11 protein-coding genes are annotated in these 14,857 nt (G+C 66.7%); 8 read left to right on the top strand and 3 right to left on the bottom strand.

Translation table 11 applies throughout. The features are described from left to right. Positions 1-106: 106 nt before the first annotated feature. Positions 107-2,668: an SEC-C domain-containing protein gene (locus tag BN972_RS02475; protein WP_036352510.1), complete on the top strand. Its 2,562-nt coding sequence runs from the start codon at positions 107-109 to the stop codon at positions 2,666-2,668. A gap of 55 nt (positions 2,669-2,723) precedes the next feature. Continuing rightward, the gene (locus tag BN972_RS02470; protein WP_390176173.1) at positions 2,724-3,458 is read left to right on the top strand and encodes a TVP38/TMEM64 family protein; all 735 of its coding nucleotides are present in this window, start codon (positions 2,724-2,726) and stop codon (positions 3,456-3,458) included. A 44-nt stretch (positions 3,459-3,502) separates the two neighbouring features. Here the strand turns inward: BN972_RS02470 and BN972_RS02465 are convergent, their stop codons facing one another. Both BN972_RS02465 and BN972_RS02460 read right to left on the bottom strand, forming a co-directional pair. Continuing rightward, positions 3,503-4,456 carry a class I SAM-dependent methyltransferase gene (locus BN972_RS02465; RefSeq protein WP_036352507.1) on the bottom strand — a complete coding sequence of 318 codons (954 nt, stop codon included), beginning with the start codon at positions 4,454-4,456 and terminating at the stop codon, positions 3,503-3,505. 84 nt (positions 4,457-4,540) lie between these two features. Next, positions 4,541-5,482, bottom strand: coding sequence for a class I SAM-dependent methyltransferase (locus BN972_RS02460; RefSeq protein ID WP_036352504.1), 942 nt, complete (start codon positions 5,480-5,482; stop codon positions 4,541-4,543). A 133-nt stretch (positions 5,483-5,615) separates the two neighbouring features. Here BN972_RS02460 and BN972_RS02455 point away from each other — a divergent pair, with 133 nt between their 5' ends. The 5 genes from BN972_RS02455 (at position 5,616) to BN972_RS02435 (ending at position 13,168) form a co-directional block, all read left to right on the top strand. Continuing rightward, positions 5,616-7,991 carry a lysylphosphatidylglycerol synthase transmembrane domain-containing protein gene (locus BN972_RS02455; RefSeq protein WP_036352502.1) on the top strand — a complete coding sequence of 792 codons (2,376 nt, stop codon included), beginning with the start codon at positions 5,616-5,618 and terminating at the stop codon, positions 7,989-7,991. 104 nt (positions 7,992-8,095) lie between these two features. Further along, on the top strand, positions 8,096-8,803 hold the full coding sequence (locus BN972_RS02450) for an LpqN/LpqT family lipoprotein (protein ID WP_036352500.1): 708 nt from the start codon (positions 8,096-8,098) through the stop codon (positions 8,801-8,803). 72 nt (positions 8,804-8,875) lie between these two features. After that, on the top strand, positions 8,876-9,361 hold the full coding sequence (locus BN972_RS02445) for a hypothetical protein (protein WP_036352497.1): 486 nt from the start codon (positions 8,876-8,878) through the stop codon (positions 9,359-9,361). Positions 9,362-9,410: 49 nt separating this feature from the next. Next, positions 9,411-10,937, top strand: coding sequence for an alpha/beta fold hydrolase (locus tag BN972_RS02440; protein ID WP_036352494.1), 1,527 nt, complete (start codon positions 9,411-9,413; stop codon positions 10,935-10,937). Continuing rightward, positions 10,934-13,168: an FUSC family protein gene (locus BN972_RS02435; RefSeq protein ID WP_051544977.1), complete on the top strand. Its 2,235-nt coding sequence runs from the start codon at positions 10,934-10,936 to the stop codon at positions 13,166-13,168. The genes BN972_RS02440 and BN972_RS02435 overlap by 4 nt, the downstream gene beginning before the upstream one ends. On the opposite strand, the gene BN972_RS02430 is transcribed toward BN972_RS02435, so the two are convergent. Then, positions 13,143-13,427 carry a hypothetical protein gene (locus BN972_RS02430; RefSeq protein WP_036352491.1) on the bottom strand — a complete coding sequence of 95 codons (285 nt, stop codon included), beginning with the start codon at positions 13,425-13,427 and terminating at the stop codon, positions 13,143-13,145. The two genes, BN972_RS02435 and BN972_RS02430, sit on opposite strands and share 26 nt — an antisense overlap. 125 nt (positions 13,428-13,552) lie before the next feature. On the opposite strand from BN972_RS02430, the gene BN972_RS02425 reads away from it, so the two are divergent. Then, the gene (locus BN972_RS02425) at positions 13,553-14,803 is read left to right on the top strand and encodes a cytochrome P450 (RefSeq protein WP_036352487.1); all 1,251 of its coding nucleotides are present in this window, start codon (positions 13,553-13,555) and stop codon (positions 14,801-14,803) included. Positions 14,804-14,857 lie beyond the last annotated feature (54 nt).

Genomic DNA, 14,857 nt, shown 5'->3' with positions numbered 1-14,857 from the left:
GGCGAGTCCCGGTATCGCCTCGATTGAGGCCACTGTGCTCTGCGGGTCTGACAATTGTCGGTCGCCCAGCGCCCGGATCCCGTGCGATGTGCATAGGGTGGCTCCCGTGGCAAAGGCAGTCGATCCGGTCGAAACCCTGGCGGAAGTCCTCTCCGAACACGGGCCGCTGCCCGACGACGACATTGCCCGTCGGTTGCGCGATGCCGGTGTGCCGGATCCCGACCCCATTCTGCGTGCGCTCAGACTCGAAAACGACTTTCCAGCACGGCAATTGGTTGATGAGCGATGGGTGTGGTTGCCGACGATACTGGCCGGGCGAGTGTTCACCCACCGGGTCACCGACGCCGAAACCGCCTTCGACATGCTCACGGTGACCCCTGATCTGGACCCGATCACCGCACTGGGCGAGCACGAACCCTATGACCGGCTCGCTGACGGCTCAGTGTGGCAAACCGCCGTGGACGGGTATGACGACGAGCTGATCGAAGAACGGGGCATCCCCGACGACTTGATGGGCTCGGGTACGGCCCTGCTTCTGGAGCCGGACACGCTGCAGCGGCTCGGTGTAACCGGTGGGGACTTGGTCGGGGTGCGGCTCGGTTCGGGCGGCCTGGCCATCGAGCGGGTCGATACGACAACACCTGAGCATGACGGTGTCCTGCGCGCGGGGCTATTAGCAGTGGTCGACGCCGACGAGCCAACCTATCTTCCCGCGGCAATCTGGACCACATGCGTCGGGGAACCGGATGTGTTCACCGAACCGTCGCTACCGCTGCGCGAGCTCCTCGACGGCTTCGGCCTCACCCAGGACGGCGACTGGGTGGCACCGGGTGGATTCGATTTCGACGCATGGCGATTCGAGCGCAGGTGTGAACTGCTGGCCGAGCGCCACCAACTGGACATCGAAGCCGCGGCCGCTTTGTGCGCGCTGATCAGAATCTACGAGGAAATAGCGCTGCTGCTCGACGCCGCCGAGGATGACGCTTCTGCACAGGACATTTTGAGCGCGGCGAACGAGTATGCCGAATCCTTCGTCGAGGTTGCCGCCGACTTCGGGGCCGCGCTCTCCGAACCTGCGCTGGCCGAGGCGCTGGTGGCCGAGACCGTCGATACCGACCCGCCCGGAGCGGCCGCGCTGGGCCTGCTGGCGGAAATTCTGGCAGCAACCGTGCCTCGCGCCGCCCGGGTGGCTGCGAGCTGGCTGCGCTCGGTGGCGCTGCAACGGCTCGGCGACATCGACGCAGCGGAACGCGAGTTGCTCGCGGCCGAATCGATGGATAGCACCTGGCCGCTGCCACTGCTTGATCTGGCCAGGATCGCCTCTGACCGCGGCGACGCCGAACGCGGCTTGACCCTGCTGCGCCGCGCCGGTGCCGATCCGGACCATCCATTGCTGACGCTGTTAGAGCAGCATCGATCTGAGCCGCGCCGCGACGTCGGACGCAACGACCCATGCTGGTGTGGGTCGGGCCGCAAATACAAGAAGTGCCACCTCGGCCGCGAGGAGCTGCCGTTGGCTGCACGGTCAAAGTGGTTGTATGCCAAGGCAGTTGAGCATGTATTGGCAGGTGGCTGGGATGATCTGCTCTTCGAGGTGGGTTACGAACGCTGCCGTTATGTCGACCCTGACGATGAGGACGCGCTGCCGGAGGCGCTGGCTGACCCGTTGGTCATGGATGCGGTGCTCTTCGAAGGTGGTGCGTTCGCCGAGTTCCTCCAATTGCGCGGATCGTTGCTGCCCGACGACGAGCGGTCACTGGCCGAGCAATGGCTCCTGCTCGAGCGGTCTGTGTTCGAGGTCGAAGCCGTACGGCGCGGTCACGGTATGACCATGCGCGATGTGCGCACGGGTGACGTGCATGACGTGCACGAGCGAACGGCTAGCCGACAACTGCGCTCCGGTGATCTGGTCTGCGCCCGCGTGGTGCCCGCGGGAGAAGACACGGTGATATTCGGCGGGATCGAGCCGGTCGCCCTGCACGCGCGCGACCAGTTGATCGACCTGCTCGATGAAGAACCTGACCCGGCGACCCTGGTCGCGGAGCTGAGCCGCCGACTCGCTCCGCCGAGCTTGGTCAACACCGAAGGTGAGCCGCTGACATTGTGCGAGGCCACCGTCCAGGTGAGCGACCCCACCGGGATCGCAACAGTGCTCGACCAGACTTACGACCGGATTGACGGCGACGAGCCACCCCAGTGGATGGAGTCCACCAATTTGCGAGGCGGACAAGCGATTCGAGCGACGCTTACGCTTGCGGGCGATGCGCTGCGGGTGGAGACCAATAGCGCACCGAGGATGGATCGCGTGCTGGAAACGCTGACCCTTCTCGACCCCGCAATGAGGGTGCTCGACGATGTCCGTCACCCGATGCGTGACGCCCGCGAGGCCGCCGCCCTGGCCGATCAAGCGCCCACTGCCGAGGCAGAGGAATTAGACCCCGCCGATCCCGCAGTGGCCGCGGCATTGGACCAATTCATCCGCGACTACGAGACCCGTTGGCTCGACGAGGCTATCCCCGCACTTGACGGGTTCACACCCAGGCAAGCCGCCGACGACCCAACCCGCCGCGCCGACCTGCTGAAACTCCTCGACTCCTTTCCCGCAGGGGCAGCGGTCCGTGGAGGCATGGACGCTGATCGGCTACGCACCGCGCTCGGTTTGCGATAACGGCTTCCCACGTCAACCGCGGATCCGTCGCCCATAGGGAACAATCGCAGACAACGTGATTGAGGACGACGGCTCCGCACCGATATCCCGACGACGCCACATCGTGCGACTCGTCGTGTTCGGCGCCTTCCTGCTCACAATGTTCTATTTGATCGGCGTGGAGCGAGTCATCGACATGGATGCGGTGCACCGCGCGGTTGCGGATACCGGTCCACTGGCGCCGTTGGCGTACGTCGGCGCAGCGGCCATCCTGGGCTCGATGTTCGTGCCTGGGTCACTCCTAGCCGCCGGCAGCGGATTATTGTTCGGCCCACTGGTGGGCCTGTTCGTGACGCTGGGCTCGTCGGTGGGCACGGCTATCGTCACCAGCCGCATCGGTCAACGGGCCGGCAGAGACAGCGCCAAGGCCCTGCTCGGGCCAAAACGCTCCGAGCGGGTGGACGCGCTGATCGATAAGAGCGGCTTATGGGCCGTTGTCGGCCAGCGGTTCATCCCCGGCGTGTCCGACGCGCTGGCCTGCTACACCTTCGGGGCGTTCGGAGTTCCGTTGTGGCAGATCGCCGTTGGTTCATTCATCGGCTCGTTTCCGCGGGCGTTCGTCTACACCACGCTGGGTGCGACGGTCCGGGAGGGTTCCTCGGCCCTGACCTACATCGCGATCGCTGTGTGGTGCATTACCGCCGTCGTCGGCGTTTTCGCGGCCCGGCGGGGATACCAGCATTGGCGCGAGCACGGCAGTCATGCCGACGACCGCGCGGAATCCGACCCGGGTGACCGCGACGATGACTGAACACGCCAGCGACCCTTGTGGATGGTCGCCGACTACCGCGAGCGCTAGTTCCCAGCACTCGTCCGCTGCGCGGTGACGAACAAATTGCCCGGCACCCGGTCCTGGACCTCCCTGGGCGGCCGGCGATCGAACCGGGCCATCAGCTCGTCGGCGGGCGTGACGGTCACCTTCCAGCCGTGCCGCCGAAACCAGTCCCCCACGTCTTCGCGCTCTTCGAAGTACCAAAGCTCATCGGTGCGGGGAATCTCCCGCTGGGGGTCCACCCGCGCCATCAACTCGCGTAGCCGATCCATACGTGCCCGGCGGTCCGCCCGGATCCGCTCGTCCAGGAAGGTGGGGCCCAGCGCTTCGACGGCCACCCGGCTCCCGTCGGCGGCGAGCCCGTGCACGCGGTCGAACAGCAGGTCCTGAGCCGCGGCGGGCAGGTAAGGCAGGAGCCCCTCGGCCGACCACGCGCTGGGCACCGATGGATCAAAGCCCGCCTCGCGCAACGCGGCCGGCCAGTCCTGCCGCAGGTCCACCGCGACCGGGATGCGCCGGCAGGTCGGCTCCGCCCCGTGCTCGGCCAATGTCGACGACTTGAACTTCAGCACCCTGGTCTGATCGAGTTCGTAGACCGTCGTCCCCGACGGCCACGGCAGCCGCCACGACCGTGCATCCAAACCGGCCGCCAGGATCACCGCCTGCCGGATACCCGACCTGGTCGCGTCGGCGAAGAACCGATCGAAAAACGCTGTCCGCGAAGCCATGTAGTCGACCATCGCCTGCATCTGCAGCGGCAGATCCGGTTCGGCTTCGATCACCTCGGCCGGCAGCTGCGGCGCGGAATGCCAATTCCACACCCCGTCGCCGGCGGCGTCGAGAAAAATCTGGGCGAACGGGTCGCTGATCAAGGGGTCAACGCTGCGCGTTTCCGCCGCGCGCGCGGCGGCCACTCCCAGCGCCGTCGCTCCGACGCTCTCGGTGATCTCCCAGCTGTCGTTATCGGTGCGCACCATGCCATGTCCTCCCGCCACTCACCATGCCAGTGGCAAAGGTACGGGAGCTGGTTGTGAACCGGCTGTACGTCCGTTGGGCGGACCCTAGTCGCGCACCGCCGAGACGAACTGGGTGCGGGGGGAGGTGTCCTCCACCCCCTCAGGGATCCCGCGGCCGTAACCGGCCATCAATTCCGGCGCCGGCGTCACCGTCGCGGACCAGCCGTGCCGCCCCAACCACTCGCCGACGTCCTCGCGTTCCTCGAAATACCACAGCTCGTCGGTCCGCGGCAGCTCGCGCTGCGGATCCGCCTGTGCCACCAACGCGCGCAGCCGATCCATCCGCTCCCTGCGTTGCGCGCGAAAGCCTTCATCCATCCAGTCCGGGCCGGGCGCCTCCACGGCGATACGGCTACCGGCCGCGGCCAGCCCGTGAATCCGTTCGAACAGCAACTCGTGCGCCGCAGCGGGTAGGTAGGGCAGCAAACCCTCCACCGACCAGGCGCTCGGCGCCGACGGGTCGAACCCGGCATTGCGCAGCGTCGCCGGCCAATCGTGGCGCAGGTCCACCGCGACGGCGACCCGGTTGCAGGTCGGCTCGGCGCCGTGTTCGGCCAAGGTCGACGCCTTGAACTCCAGCACCTTGGGCTGGTCGAGCTCGTAGACCGTCGTGCCGTCGGGCCAGGGCAGTCGCCAGGCCCGCGAATCCAGACCGGACGCCAGGATCACGGCCTGGTTCACGCCGGCGCGGGCGGCGTCGAGGAAGAAAGTGTCGAAAAAGGCCGTCCGCGACGCCATGTAGCCGACCATCGACTGCATCTGCACGCCCAGGTTGGGTTCGGCTTCCAAGATCTCTGCGGGCAGGTCGGGTGCGGCGAACCAATTCCAGATCCCGTCGCCGACTGCATCGAGGAACACCCGCGCGAACGGATCACTGATCAGCGGGTTTTCGCTCTCGGTTTCCGCGGCGCGGCCCGCTGCCACGCCCAGCGCGGTGGCGCCGACGCTTTCGGTGATCTCCCAGGTGTCGTCATCGGTCCGCGTCATGCTCAGTCCTCCTCTGCCCGGCACACAACGCTCGCGAGCGTACGTGAGCGGGATCGGAGGGGTCCGGCACGTTAAGTTGTCGTAGAACTGCCGACCGCGAGACCAACGGATCCGAAGGACCAGGACCGTGCACATGCGAGTTGACGGACGCGATATCACCGTGTCCGGCAGCTTGCTGCAACCACTCACTCGTCGGACCAACGACCTCATCCGGCTGGGCGTGGCCGCCCTGGCTCTTGTGGCGGTGGTGACCAGCTCGCTGATCACCCGACCGCGCTGGGTTGCCCTGGAAAAGTCGATCTCCCAGATCGTCGGGGTGCTGACCCCTACCCAAGCCGATCTGGTGTACCTGGTCTACGGCATCGCGATCCTGGCTTTGCCGTTCGTGATCCTGATCGGCCTGATCCTGTCCCGGCAATGGAAATTGCTGGGCGCGTACGGCACCGCGGCCCTGATGGCAATGCTGCCCCTGTCGATCAGCAGCAACCGGATCGCCGCGCCGCGCTGGCACTTCGACCTATCCGACAGACTCACCACGCTGCCCGCGCAGTTTCTTGACGACCCGCGCTGGATCGCGATGCTCGCCGCGGTCCTGACGGTGTCCGGGCCTTGGCTGCCGGCTCGCTGGCGGCACTGGTGGTGGGCGCTGCTGTTGGCATTCGTACCGATCCACCTGGTGGTCAGCGCCATCGTGCCGGCGCGCGCCGTGGTTGGGCTCTCCGTCGGGTGGTTCGTTGGTGCGTTCGTGGTGCTGGTTGTGGGCACTCCCGCACTGGAGGTGCCCCTGGAAGCCGCGGTCCGCGCCATGGCCAGGCGCGGGTTCCTGGTGTCCCGGTTGGTGGTGGTCCGGCCGGGCGGACCGGGGCCGCTGGTGTTGTCGGCCGAATCCACCGATCCGGGATCGCGGGCGGCGGTCGAGTTGTACGGGCCACATCAGCGCAGCGGCGGCGCGGTGCGTCAGCTGTGGTGGAAACTGCGGTTGCGCGGGTCTGAGACCGCGCCCCTGCATACCTCCATGCGGCGCGCGGTGGAGCATCGCGCCCTGATGGCCATCGCCATCGGTGAGACTGGCGTGGCCAATACGTCGACGATCGCGCTGGCGGTGCTCGACCGGGGCTGGACGCTGTATGCGCACCAGCCCGTGCAGGGCGTGCCGCTCGACGAGTGTGCAGGGGAAACGCCGGTGGCCCGGGTGTGGGAATCCCTGCGGATCCTCAACGACCACCAGATCTCGCACGGGGACCTGCGCTGCAACGAGATCACCGTCGCCGACGGGAGGGTGTTGTTCGGCGGCTTCGGGGCCGCCGAGTACGGTGCCACCGACGCACAGCTCCAGTCCGACATCGCCCAACTGTTGGTGACGACGTCCGCGCTGTATGACGCGCGGCGCGCGGTCGGGGCCGCGATCGAGGTCTTCGGCAAGGACAGCATTCTGACCGCCGGCCGTCGGCTCACCAAATCCGCTGTGCCGAAGCGAATCCGGCAGTCGGTGGCCAACGCCAAGGCCGTCATCGCCGAGGCCCGCGCCGAAGTGAAACACCAGACCGGCGCCGACGAGATCGAGACCGAGACCATCACGCGGTTCAGCCGCGCCCAGTTCATTCAGCTGGTACTGCTGGGCGCGCTGGTCTACGTCGCATATCCCTTCATCAGCACGGTGCCGACCTTCTTCTCCGAACTGCGGACCGCGAACTGGTGGTGGGCGCTGCTGGGCCTGGCCGTGTCTGCGCTGACCTACGTCGGTGCGGCAGGAGCATTGTGGGCCTGCGCCGACGGGTCCGTGAGCTTCTGGAAACTGTCGATCATGCAGGTGGCTAACACCTTCGCCGCGACGACCACGCCCGCCGGGGTCGGTGGCCTGGCGCTGAGCACCCGGTTCCTGCAGAAGGGCGGACTGACCGCGTTGCGCGCCACCGCCGCGGTGGCACTGCAGCAGTCGGTTCAGGTGATCGTGCACGTAGCGCTGTTGATCCTGTTCAGCGCCGTCGCCGGAACCTCAACCGACCTTTCGCATTTCGTCCCGAACGCCACCGTGCTGTACCTGATCGCCGGTGTGGCACTGGGCATCGTCGGGACCTTCCTGCTGGTGCCCAACCTACGGCGCTGGCTGGCCACCGAACTGCGCCCGAAACTCAACGAGGTCACCGGTGACCTCACCGAGCTGGCCCGCGAGCCCAAACGATTGGCACTGATCGTATTGGGAAGTGCCGGAACGACTTTGGGCGCAGCATTGGCACTGTGGGCCAGCGTCGAAGCGTTCGGCGGGGGCACCACATTCGTCACCGTCACGGTGGTCACGATGGTCGGCGGGACCCTGGCCTCGGCCGCGCCCACCCCTGGTGGTGTCGGCGCCGTGGAGGCCGCGCTGATCGGTGGGCTCGCCGCCTTCGGGGTGCCCGCGGGTATCGGCGTGCCGTCGGTGCTGCTGTACCGGGTGCTGACGTGTTGGCTACCAGTCTTCGTCGGCTGGCCGGTGATGCGCTGGCTAACCAAGAACGAGATGGTGTAACCGAGTCGGCAAAGCGGGTGGGGCAGATTGCCGGGTGTTCGGCTAATCTCAGTCCCGATGTCGCCGGCGCTGGTACCGGGGCCCAATTTCGGGAGATGCGATAGATGAAGGACCTCACCGCAATCGTGGCGACCGTGGCGGTCAGCCTGACGCTGGCTGGCTGCCACACCGAGACCAAGACCGAGGTCAAGACGTCGACCTCCACGAGCACCTCGACGTCGACCTCGACGGCCACCTCGTCGGCGCCGGCAACCAGCAGCACACCGGGCGCGCAGGCAAACAAGACCATCGCTGACTACATCGTCGAGAACCACATCACCGAGACCCCGGTTCACCCGGGCGACCCGGGATCGCCGACCATCAATCTGCCGACACCCAACGGGTGGCAATTGCTTCCACCCGGCGGCGCGCCGTACTGGGGAATCTCCTACGGGCAGCCCGCCGATCCCGCCGACCCGCCCACGCTGGCGGCCTTGGTGTCCAAACTCACGGGCAACGCCGACCCGAACAAGATCCTCGAATACGCGCCCGGTGAGCTGAAGAACCTCCCCGAATTCGAGGGCGGCAGCGCCAACGGCAAAGAATCCACCCTCGGTGTCCCGCCCGGGAAGAGCTTCAAGGCGTGGCAATTCGGCGGCTCGTACACGAAGAACGGCAAGAAGCGCACCGTGGCGCAGAAGACGGTCGTCATCCCAGCGGCAGACGGGCTCTACGTGCTGCAGATCAACGCCGACGCGTTGGACGACGAGGCAGGCCAGCTGATGGATGCAACCGGCGTCATCGACGACCAGACCACCATCACCACCCCCTGAGCCACCTCTCTGCGAACGGCCACTTTCGAACTTGCTGCCGCTGTCCACCACTTTTGGTCTTACGGTGGTCAAATGACAGAACAGTCCTATGCCGTCGATGTCGGGCATCCGCCCTCGGCTCTGTTGCGGGCGGTGAACCCGGTGTTGAAGGCCTTGTTGGGCACTCCGCTCGCCGGTCCCCTGCGCAAGCAGCTGATGGTGCTGAACTTCACCGGACGGAAATCAGGGAAGCAGTTCTCCCTTCCGGTGAGCGCGCACGTGATCGACGGCAACCTCTACGCGCTGGCCGGCGCCGCCTGGAAGTACAACTTCAAGGGCGGCGCACCGGCGCAGGTCGTCTACGACGGCAAGACCACCGCGATGCGCGGCGAGCTGCTTCCCGACGGGCCGGAGATTGCCGATCTCTACCACCGCTGCGCCCAGTCCTACGGGCCCAAGCGCGCCCAACGCATGATGGGGCTGAAATTCAGGGACGACGCCGTCCCGACGCGCGAGGAGTTCGCCGAGGCGATCCAACGGCAGAAGCTAGTGGCAATCAAGTTCGCTCCGGTGCCATAGCGGTCGGAACCCTTTGCACACAACGTTTTTCGGCGGCTGCCGTCGGCAGATGACGCTTGTCTGCCTGCTGTGTGCGGTGCTGGCCGCGGGCCTGCTGGCCGGCTGCTCGCACGGTTCACCGGATCGGGTCTCCTACGCCGGCGCACCATGTCCGCAGCCGAATTTCCCCGGTGTGCCGCAATCGGAGCTGGGCCCGAACTACACCTGCGGCTATCTCACCGTGCCCGAGAACCGCGACGACCCGAAGAGCCGCACCATCCGGATTCTCGTCGCGCGGGTGAAGGCCGCGGCCGCCACACCCAAACCGGATCCGATCGTGTTCCTCGCCGGTGGGCCCGGCGGCGCTGGAACGTTGAACGCACCCGGGATAGTGGCCGCCGGCATGAACGCCGACCGGGACGTCATCTTCGTCAACCAACGCGGCACGCTACACAGTGATCCACACCTGAGTTGCCCCGAGATGGACGACTTCGCCTCTCGGAGTTTGCAATTAGCACTTCAATCACCGGCGACCGCGGATTTGGACGCCGTCGCCGTCGCGGCATGCCGCAAGCGGCTGACCGCCTCCGGGGTCGATTTCGCGGCCTACACCACCAAGGAGAACGCCGCCGATATCGCCGACCTGCGGGAGAAATTGGGCGTGCACGAGTGGAACGTCTACGGCGTCTCCTACGGGACCGACTTGGCCCAGCAACTTTTGCGTGACCACCCGAGCGGCATCCGGTCGATGGTGTTGGATTCCGTGGTCCCACCGCACCTCAATCTCGTCGACAACTGGTGGCAGGCACCCGCGAGCGGCATGGCCGCAATCTTTCAAGCCTGCGCCGACCAGCCGCCGTGCGCCGCCGCGTACCCCGACCTGCCGACGGTGTTTTTCGACACCGTCAACAGGCTGAGCCAGATCCCGATCGATGTCACCACATCGACCCCCACGGGCGAATCGACTCAGGTCACGATCGATGGCGCCAAGATAGTGCCGCTCATACTCGACTGGAGCGCTGATCCCACCAAAGTGGTCGACATTCCGCGGATGATCTTCGCCTTGTCCCGCGGTGACGGTGAACTCGCCGGCGCCGGCATCGCCGCGACAGCGCCGTCCGGGACCGAGCGCGGGCTGTTGGGCGCCGGGCTGGCGCTGGGCACCTACTGTCAGGAAATGACGGACTGGACCACCCCGGACCGGGCCCTGTCCCAGGCGCGGATGGCGATGCCCCGGCTGCCCGACGCCGTCCTGCGGGTCACCCCGACCGGCAGCTGGATCTTTCGGGAATGCGACGCCTGGGGGCTGGGTCGGTCGGACACCGCGGACACCCTGCCGGTCCTGAGCAAGGTCCCCACCCTGATCCTGTCCGGGGCATTCGACTCGAGCACCGCGCCGAAATGGATGCGGGAGGTGACACCCGGCCTGATCAACTCGCTTGCATTGCGGTTCCCCTGGGTCGGCCACGGCGTGATACCGACATCGGGTTGCGCACAGAAGATTACGGCGGCCTTCTTCGACAATCCCCGAACCGACGTGGACCAATCGTGCATCGCGGACACCACGATGCCGACGTTCAGCCTGCCCGAGGGATGACGGTCGCCATTCCCGCATCGCTGACGACGCGCTACGAGCGGGCCCGGATCTGGACGGTCGGCACGGATCCGGGGCTGCTGCGGCTTCGGCTGGCGGTGCGCACCACCGCCGCCCTCGGGTGTTCGATGTTGATCATGGTGGCGCTGACGAGCGCGGCCCGGCAACCCCTGACCGTAGCCCTGCTCGGCGCCGTGATCACGATGATCGCGGCGCGCTCGGTCAACGAGCCCGACCCGCGTCAGCAGCGGATCACGATGGCGCTGTTGCCATTGCCGGCGGCGCTGTCCAGCAGTGTCGCCGCGCTGCTCACCCCTTATCAGCTGGCCAGTGACGTCGTCTTCGTGGTGGTGGTGTTCATCGCCGTCTATGTCCGGCGTTTCGGCCCGCGCGGGCGCGCGCTCGGCATGGTCGCCTTCATGGCCTACTTCTTCGATCTGTTCCTGCGGGCCGGAGTGCACGAGTTGCCGTGGATGATCGTCGCCGTCATGGTAGGCACGTTCTGCACGTTCGTCATGACCGCATACGTGCTGCCCGATCGTCCAGAACGGGTGCTGCGGGCCACCATTCGTTCGTTGCGGGCCCGGATGGCCATCGTGGTCGATACGACGGCGGAGGCCATGCGGACGGGCCGACTCGACCAGCGCCGTCGACGCCGCTTCCGGGCACGGATCTCCCGCCTCAACGAGACCGCCCTGATGGTGCAAGACCAGATCGAGGACAAGGCAAACCCCGCCGTGCTATGGCTGGGCGCCGACGGCGAACACCTCACACCGTGGCTGTTCGATGCCGAGCTCGCCGTCGAATGGGTCGCGATCGCCGGCCAGCGCGCGGCATTGTCGGCAGGCGAGATATCGACCCCGACGCGCCTTGCACTGGCGGCCGCGCTCAGCGAATTAGCGTGGGCCATCCGGCTTCCCGACCCCGCGGGGCTCCGTCGCGCGGCGAGCCAAGCACAAGACGTCATCGATGCGCAGCCGTCACCCGGCGATTCCGGCGAGTCTGGCCCAGCGGCGGTTCGTCGCCTGGCCTTGGCGATACTCGCGGCAGCGACGGCGACTGCGGAAGTCCGGGAAATGATCGAGCGCGCCGCGACCGGTGACGCACCCGAGCGGATAACCGGCGATGACAGCGACGACGGCAAGGACGAAGACGAGGACCAATCCGGCCCAGCGCTGCTGCCGACAACCCGGCAAGCCATCCAAGCGTCCGTGGCGGCGTCCCTGGCGATCGTCACCGGTGACGCGGTGTCGCCAGCCCGTTGGTATTGGGCAGTAATCGCGGCATTCGTCGTGTTCGCCGGCACCAACACGTGGGGAGACACTCTGACGAAGGGCTGGCAACGCCTGTCCGGCACCATTCTGGGCGTGCCGTGCGGCATCCTGGTTGCGACCCTGGTCGCGGGCGACCACACCGCATCGCTGGTGATGATTTTCGTCTGTCTGTTCTGCGCGTTCTACTTCATGCAGGTCACCCAGAGTCTGATGGCGTTCTGGATTACCACCATGCTGGCGTTGCTGTACGGACTGCTTGGCCAATTCAGTCTTGACGTCCTGCTGTTACGGATCGAGGAAACCGCCATCGGCGCCGTGATCGGGGTGGCGGTCGCGATTCTGGTGCTGCCCACAAACATTGGGACCACACTGCGCAATGACACCCGCGAATTCTTGACAGCGCTCTCGGAACTGATCGAGACGTCAATCGCCGGCATGTTCGGCGATGGACGCCCGGAGAGCCCCACCGATCGGGCGCGGCAGCTGGACCGCAAGCTGCAACAGATTAGGGCTACGGCCAAGCCGCTGCTGGCTGGCGTCGCTGGGTTGACGGGCCGCCGCGAAGTGCAGCGCCGGCTCAGGCTGTTCGGTGCCTGCGACCGTTACGCCCGGATACTGGCCCGCCGCAGCGAGCAGTCCCGGGACTCGTCCGCTCCGCCTGATCTCGCGGCGGCCGTCAACGCGGCGGCCGACCGGATTCGACTGAACATCGATGCGTTGCTCGCGACGCTCGACGGATCGCACAGCACGCCCGTGGCCTCCGCTGCGGACGCCCTGGACGCGGCTGAGGCCTTGGCCCGGCAATATGACAGCAACTTCCACCCGGCCACACCCGGGCCGGACCCGCGCACACACCCGTCCGTGCTGCATCCGCTGCGTCAGATCGACCGGGCCGTCATCGCCGCAGCAACCCACCTCGATGCGGATGCCGTTATCACGGGGCCGGCCACACCTTCCTGAGCAGGTCGGCCAGTTCCAGGGCGACTTGGCCCAGCCTCAGTTCGATTTCGGGTTGTTGTTCGGGCGGCAGGTGCTGGGTTTCGTTCTGCACGATGCTGGTCTGCCGGTTCAGCTGCGCCAAGCGCTCCTGTCGCTGTGCCGGGGTCAGGCTGTCCCAGCTGGCGTGCAATTCCGACGTTTGTTGTTGCAGCTCTTGCACTTCGGACCGCGGATCGGCCTGCGCGGGACCTGCCGTCGCCAGCGCGGTGGCGACCAGCACCGCGGCTGCTATCGCTGTTTTTTCATGGAGCCTTCTTCTCGGTCGGACCGGTTCTGTCTCCAGGCTGCCGCGCATTTCTTGCGAAACTCTTGCGTCCGCCCACCGCGGCGTCATTACCATCTTTCATGGCCGCCCCACATCTGCCGCCGGGTTTCGACTTCACCGACCCCGACATCTATGCCCGCCGGATACCTGCGCAGGAGTTCGCCGAGCTCCGCGCGACGGCACCGATTTGGTGGAACGAGCAGCCGCCCGGTCAGGGCGGATTCGGCGACGGCGGCTATTGGGTGGTGAGCAAGCACCGAGACGTTCGCGAGGTCTCCCTGCGCAGCGACGTCTTCTCCTCGGCCGAGAAGTCCGTGGTACCGCGCTATCCCGAAGAGGTCGCGCAGGCGCAGATCGAGCTCGGCCGGACTTCGATGATCATGATGGACGACCCGGAGCACAGCCGGCTGCGCAAGATCGTCGCGCGCGGGTTCACACCTCGCGCGGTCGAACGGCTGCGGGCCGACCTCACCGAACGGGCCCGGCAGATCGCCGCGCAGGCGGCCGCGGAGGGGTCCGGGGACTTTGTCCGGCAGGTGGCGTCCGAGCTGCCGCTGCAGGCGATCGCCGGGCTCCTCGGGGTGCCGCTGGAAGATCGCGAGAAGCTGTTCGACTGGTCGAACCAGATGATCGGCAGCGACGACCCGGAGTTCGCCGAGCACGACTCACTGACGTCAGCCGCCGAAATGATGTGGTATGCCATGCAATTGGCAGAGCGCAAGGCAAAAGATCCCGGGCCGGACATCGTCACGACGCTGATCCAGCCCGACGCGGAGGGCCATCGGCTCTCCGAGGCCGAGTTCGGCATGTTTGTGGTGACCCTGGCCATCGCGGGCAACGAGACGACCCGCAATTCGATCACACAGGGGATGATGGCGTTCACCGACTTCCCGGACCAATGGGAGTTGTTCAAGGCGCAGCGGCCCGGCACCGCGGCCGACGAGATCATCCGGTGGGCCACTCCGATCACCGCATTTCAGCGAACCGCTTTGGCAGACACCGAACTCGGCGGTGTGCGGATCGAGAAAGGCCAGCGGCTGGTGATGTTCTACCGCTCGGCCAACTTCGATGAAGAGGTGTTCGACGATCCCTACACATTCAACATTTTGCGTAGTCCCAACCCGCATGTGGGGTTCGGCGGCACCGGAGCGCATTACTGCATCGGCGCCAACCTGGCGCGCATGACGGTTGACCTGATGTTCAACGCGATCGCCGACACGATGCCCGACCTGGCGGCGGTTGGGGAGCCGGAGCGGTTGCGGTCGCCGTTCATCACGGGCATCAAGCATTGGCAGGTGGACTACGGGGGTAGGTGCCCGGTCGCGCACTAGGCGCACCCGCCCCGCTTTTCCCGCCGAAGGTGCGTAGATTGCCGGCCCCCGCGG

Origin of the sequence: Mycobacterium asiaticum DSM 44297, assembly GCF_000613245.1 — a bacterium.
In the GTDB taxonomy this organism is placed as follows: domain Bacteria; phylum Actinomycetota; class Actinomycetes; order Mycobacteriales; family Mycobacteriaceae; genus Mycobacterium; species Mycobacterium asiaticum.
The sequence above is the reverse complement of the archived record's forward strand: the minus strand, read 5'-3'. Positions and strand labels throughout refer to the sequence as shown.

Bases quoted from the DNA above. Each gene is read 5' to 3' on its own strand.
- BN972_RS02465 (WP_036352507.1), bottom strand. From the start codon at position 4,456: ATGGTGCGCACCGATAACGACAGCTGGGAGATCACCGAGAGCGTCGGA.
- BN972_RS02460 (WP_036352504.1), bottom strand. From the start codon at position 5,482: ATGACGCGGACCGATGACGACACCTGGGAGATCACCGAAAGCGTCGGC.
- BN972_RS02455 (WP_036352502.1), top strand. From the start codon at position 5,616: ATGCGAGTTGACGGACGCGATATCACCGTGTCCGGCAGCTTGCTGCAA.
- BN972_RS02450 (WP_036352500.1), top strand. From the start codon at position 8,096: ATGAAGGACCTCACCGCAATCGTGGCGACCGTGGCGGTCAGCCTGACG.
- BN972_RS02445 (WP_036352497.1), top strand. From the start codon at position 8,876: ATGACAGAACAGTCCTATGCCGTCGATGTCGGGCATCCGCCCTCGGCT.
- BN972_RS02440 (WP_036352494.1), top strand. From the start codon at position 9,411: ATGACGCTTGTCTGCCTGCTGTGTGCGGTGCTGGCCGCGGGCCTGCTG.
- BN972_RS02435 (WP_051544977.1), top strand. From the start codon at position 10,934: ATGACGGTCGCCATTCCCGCATCGCTGACGACGCGCTACGAGCGGGCC.
- BN972_RS02425 (WP_036352487.1), top strand. From the start codon at position 13,553: ATGGCCGCCCCACATCTGCCGCCGGGTTTCGACTTCACCGACCCCGAC.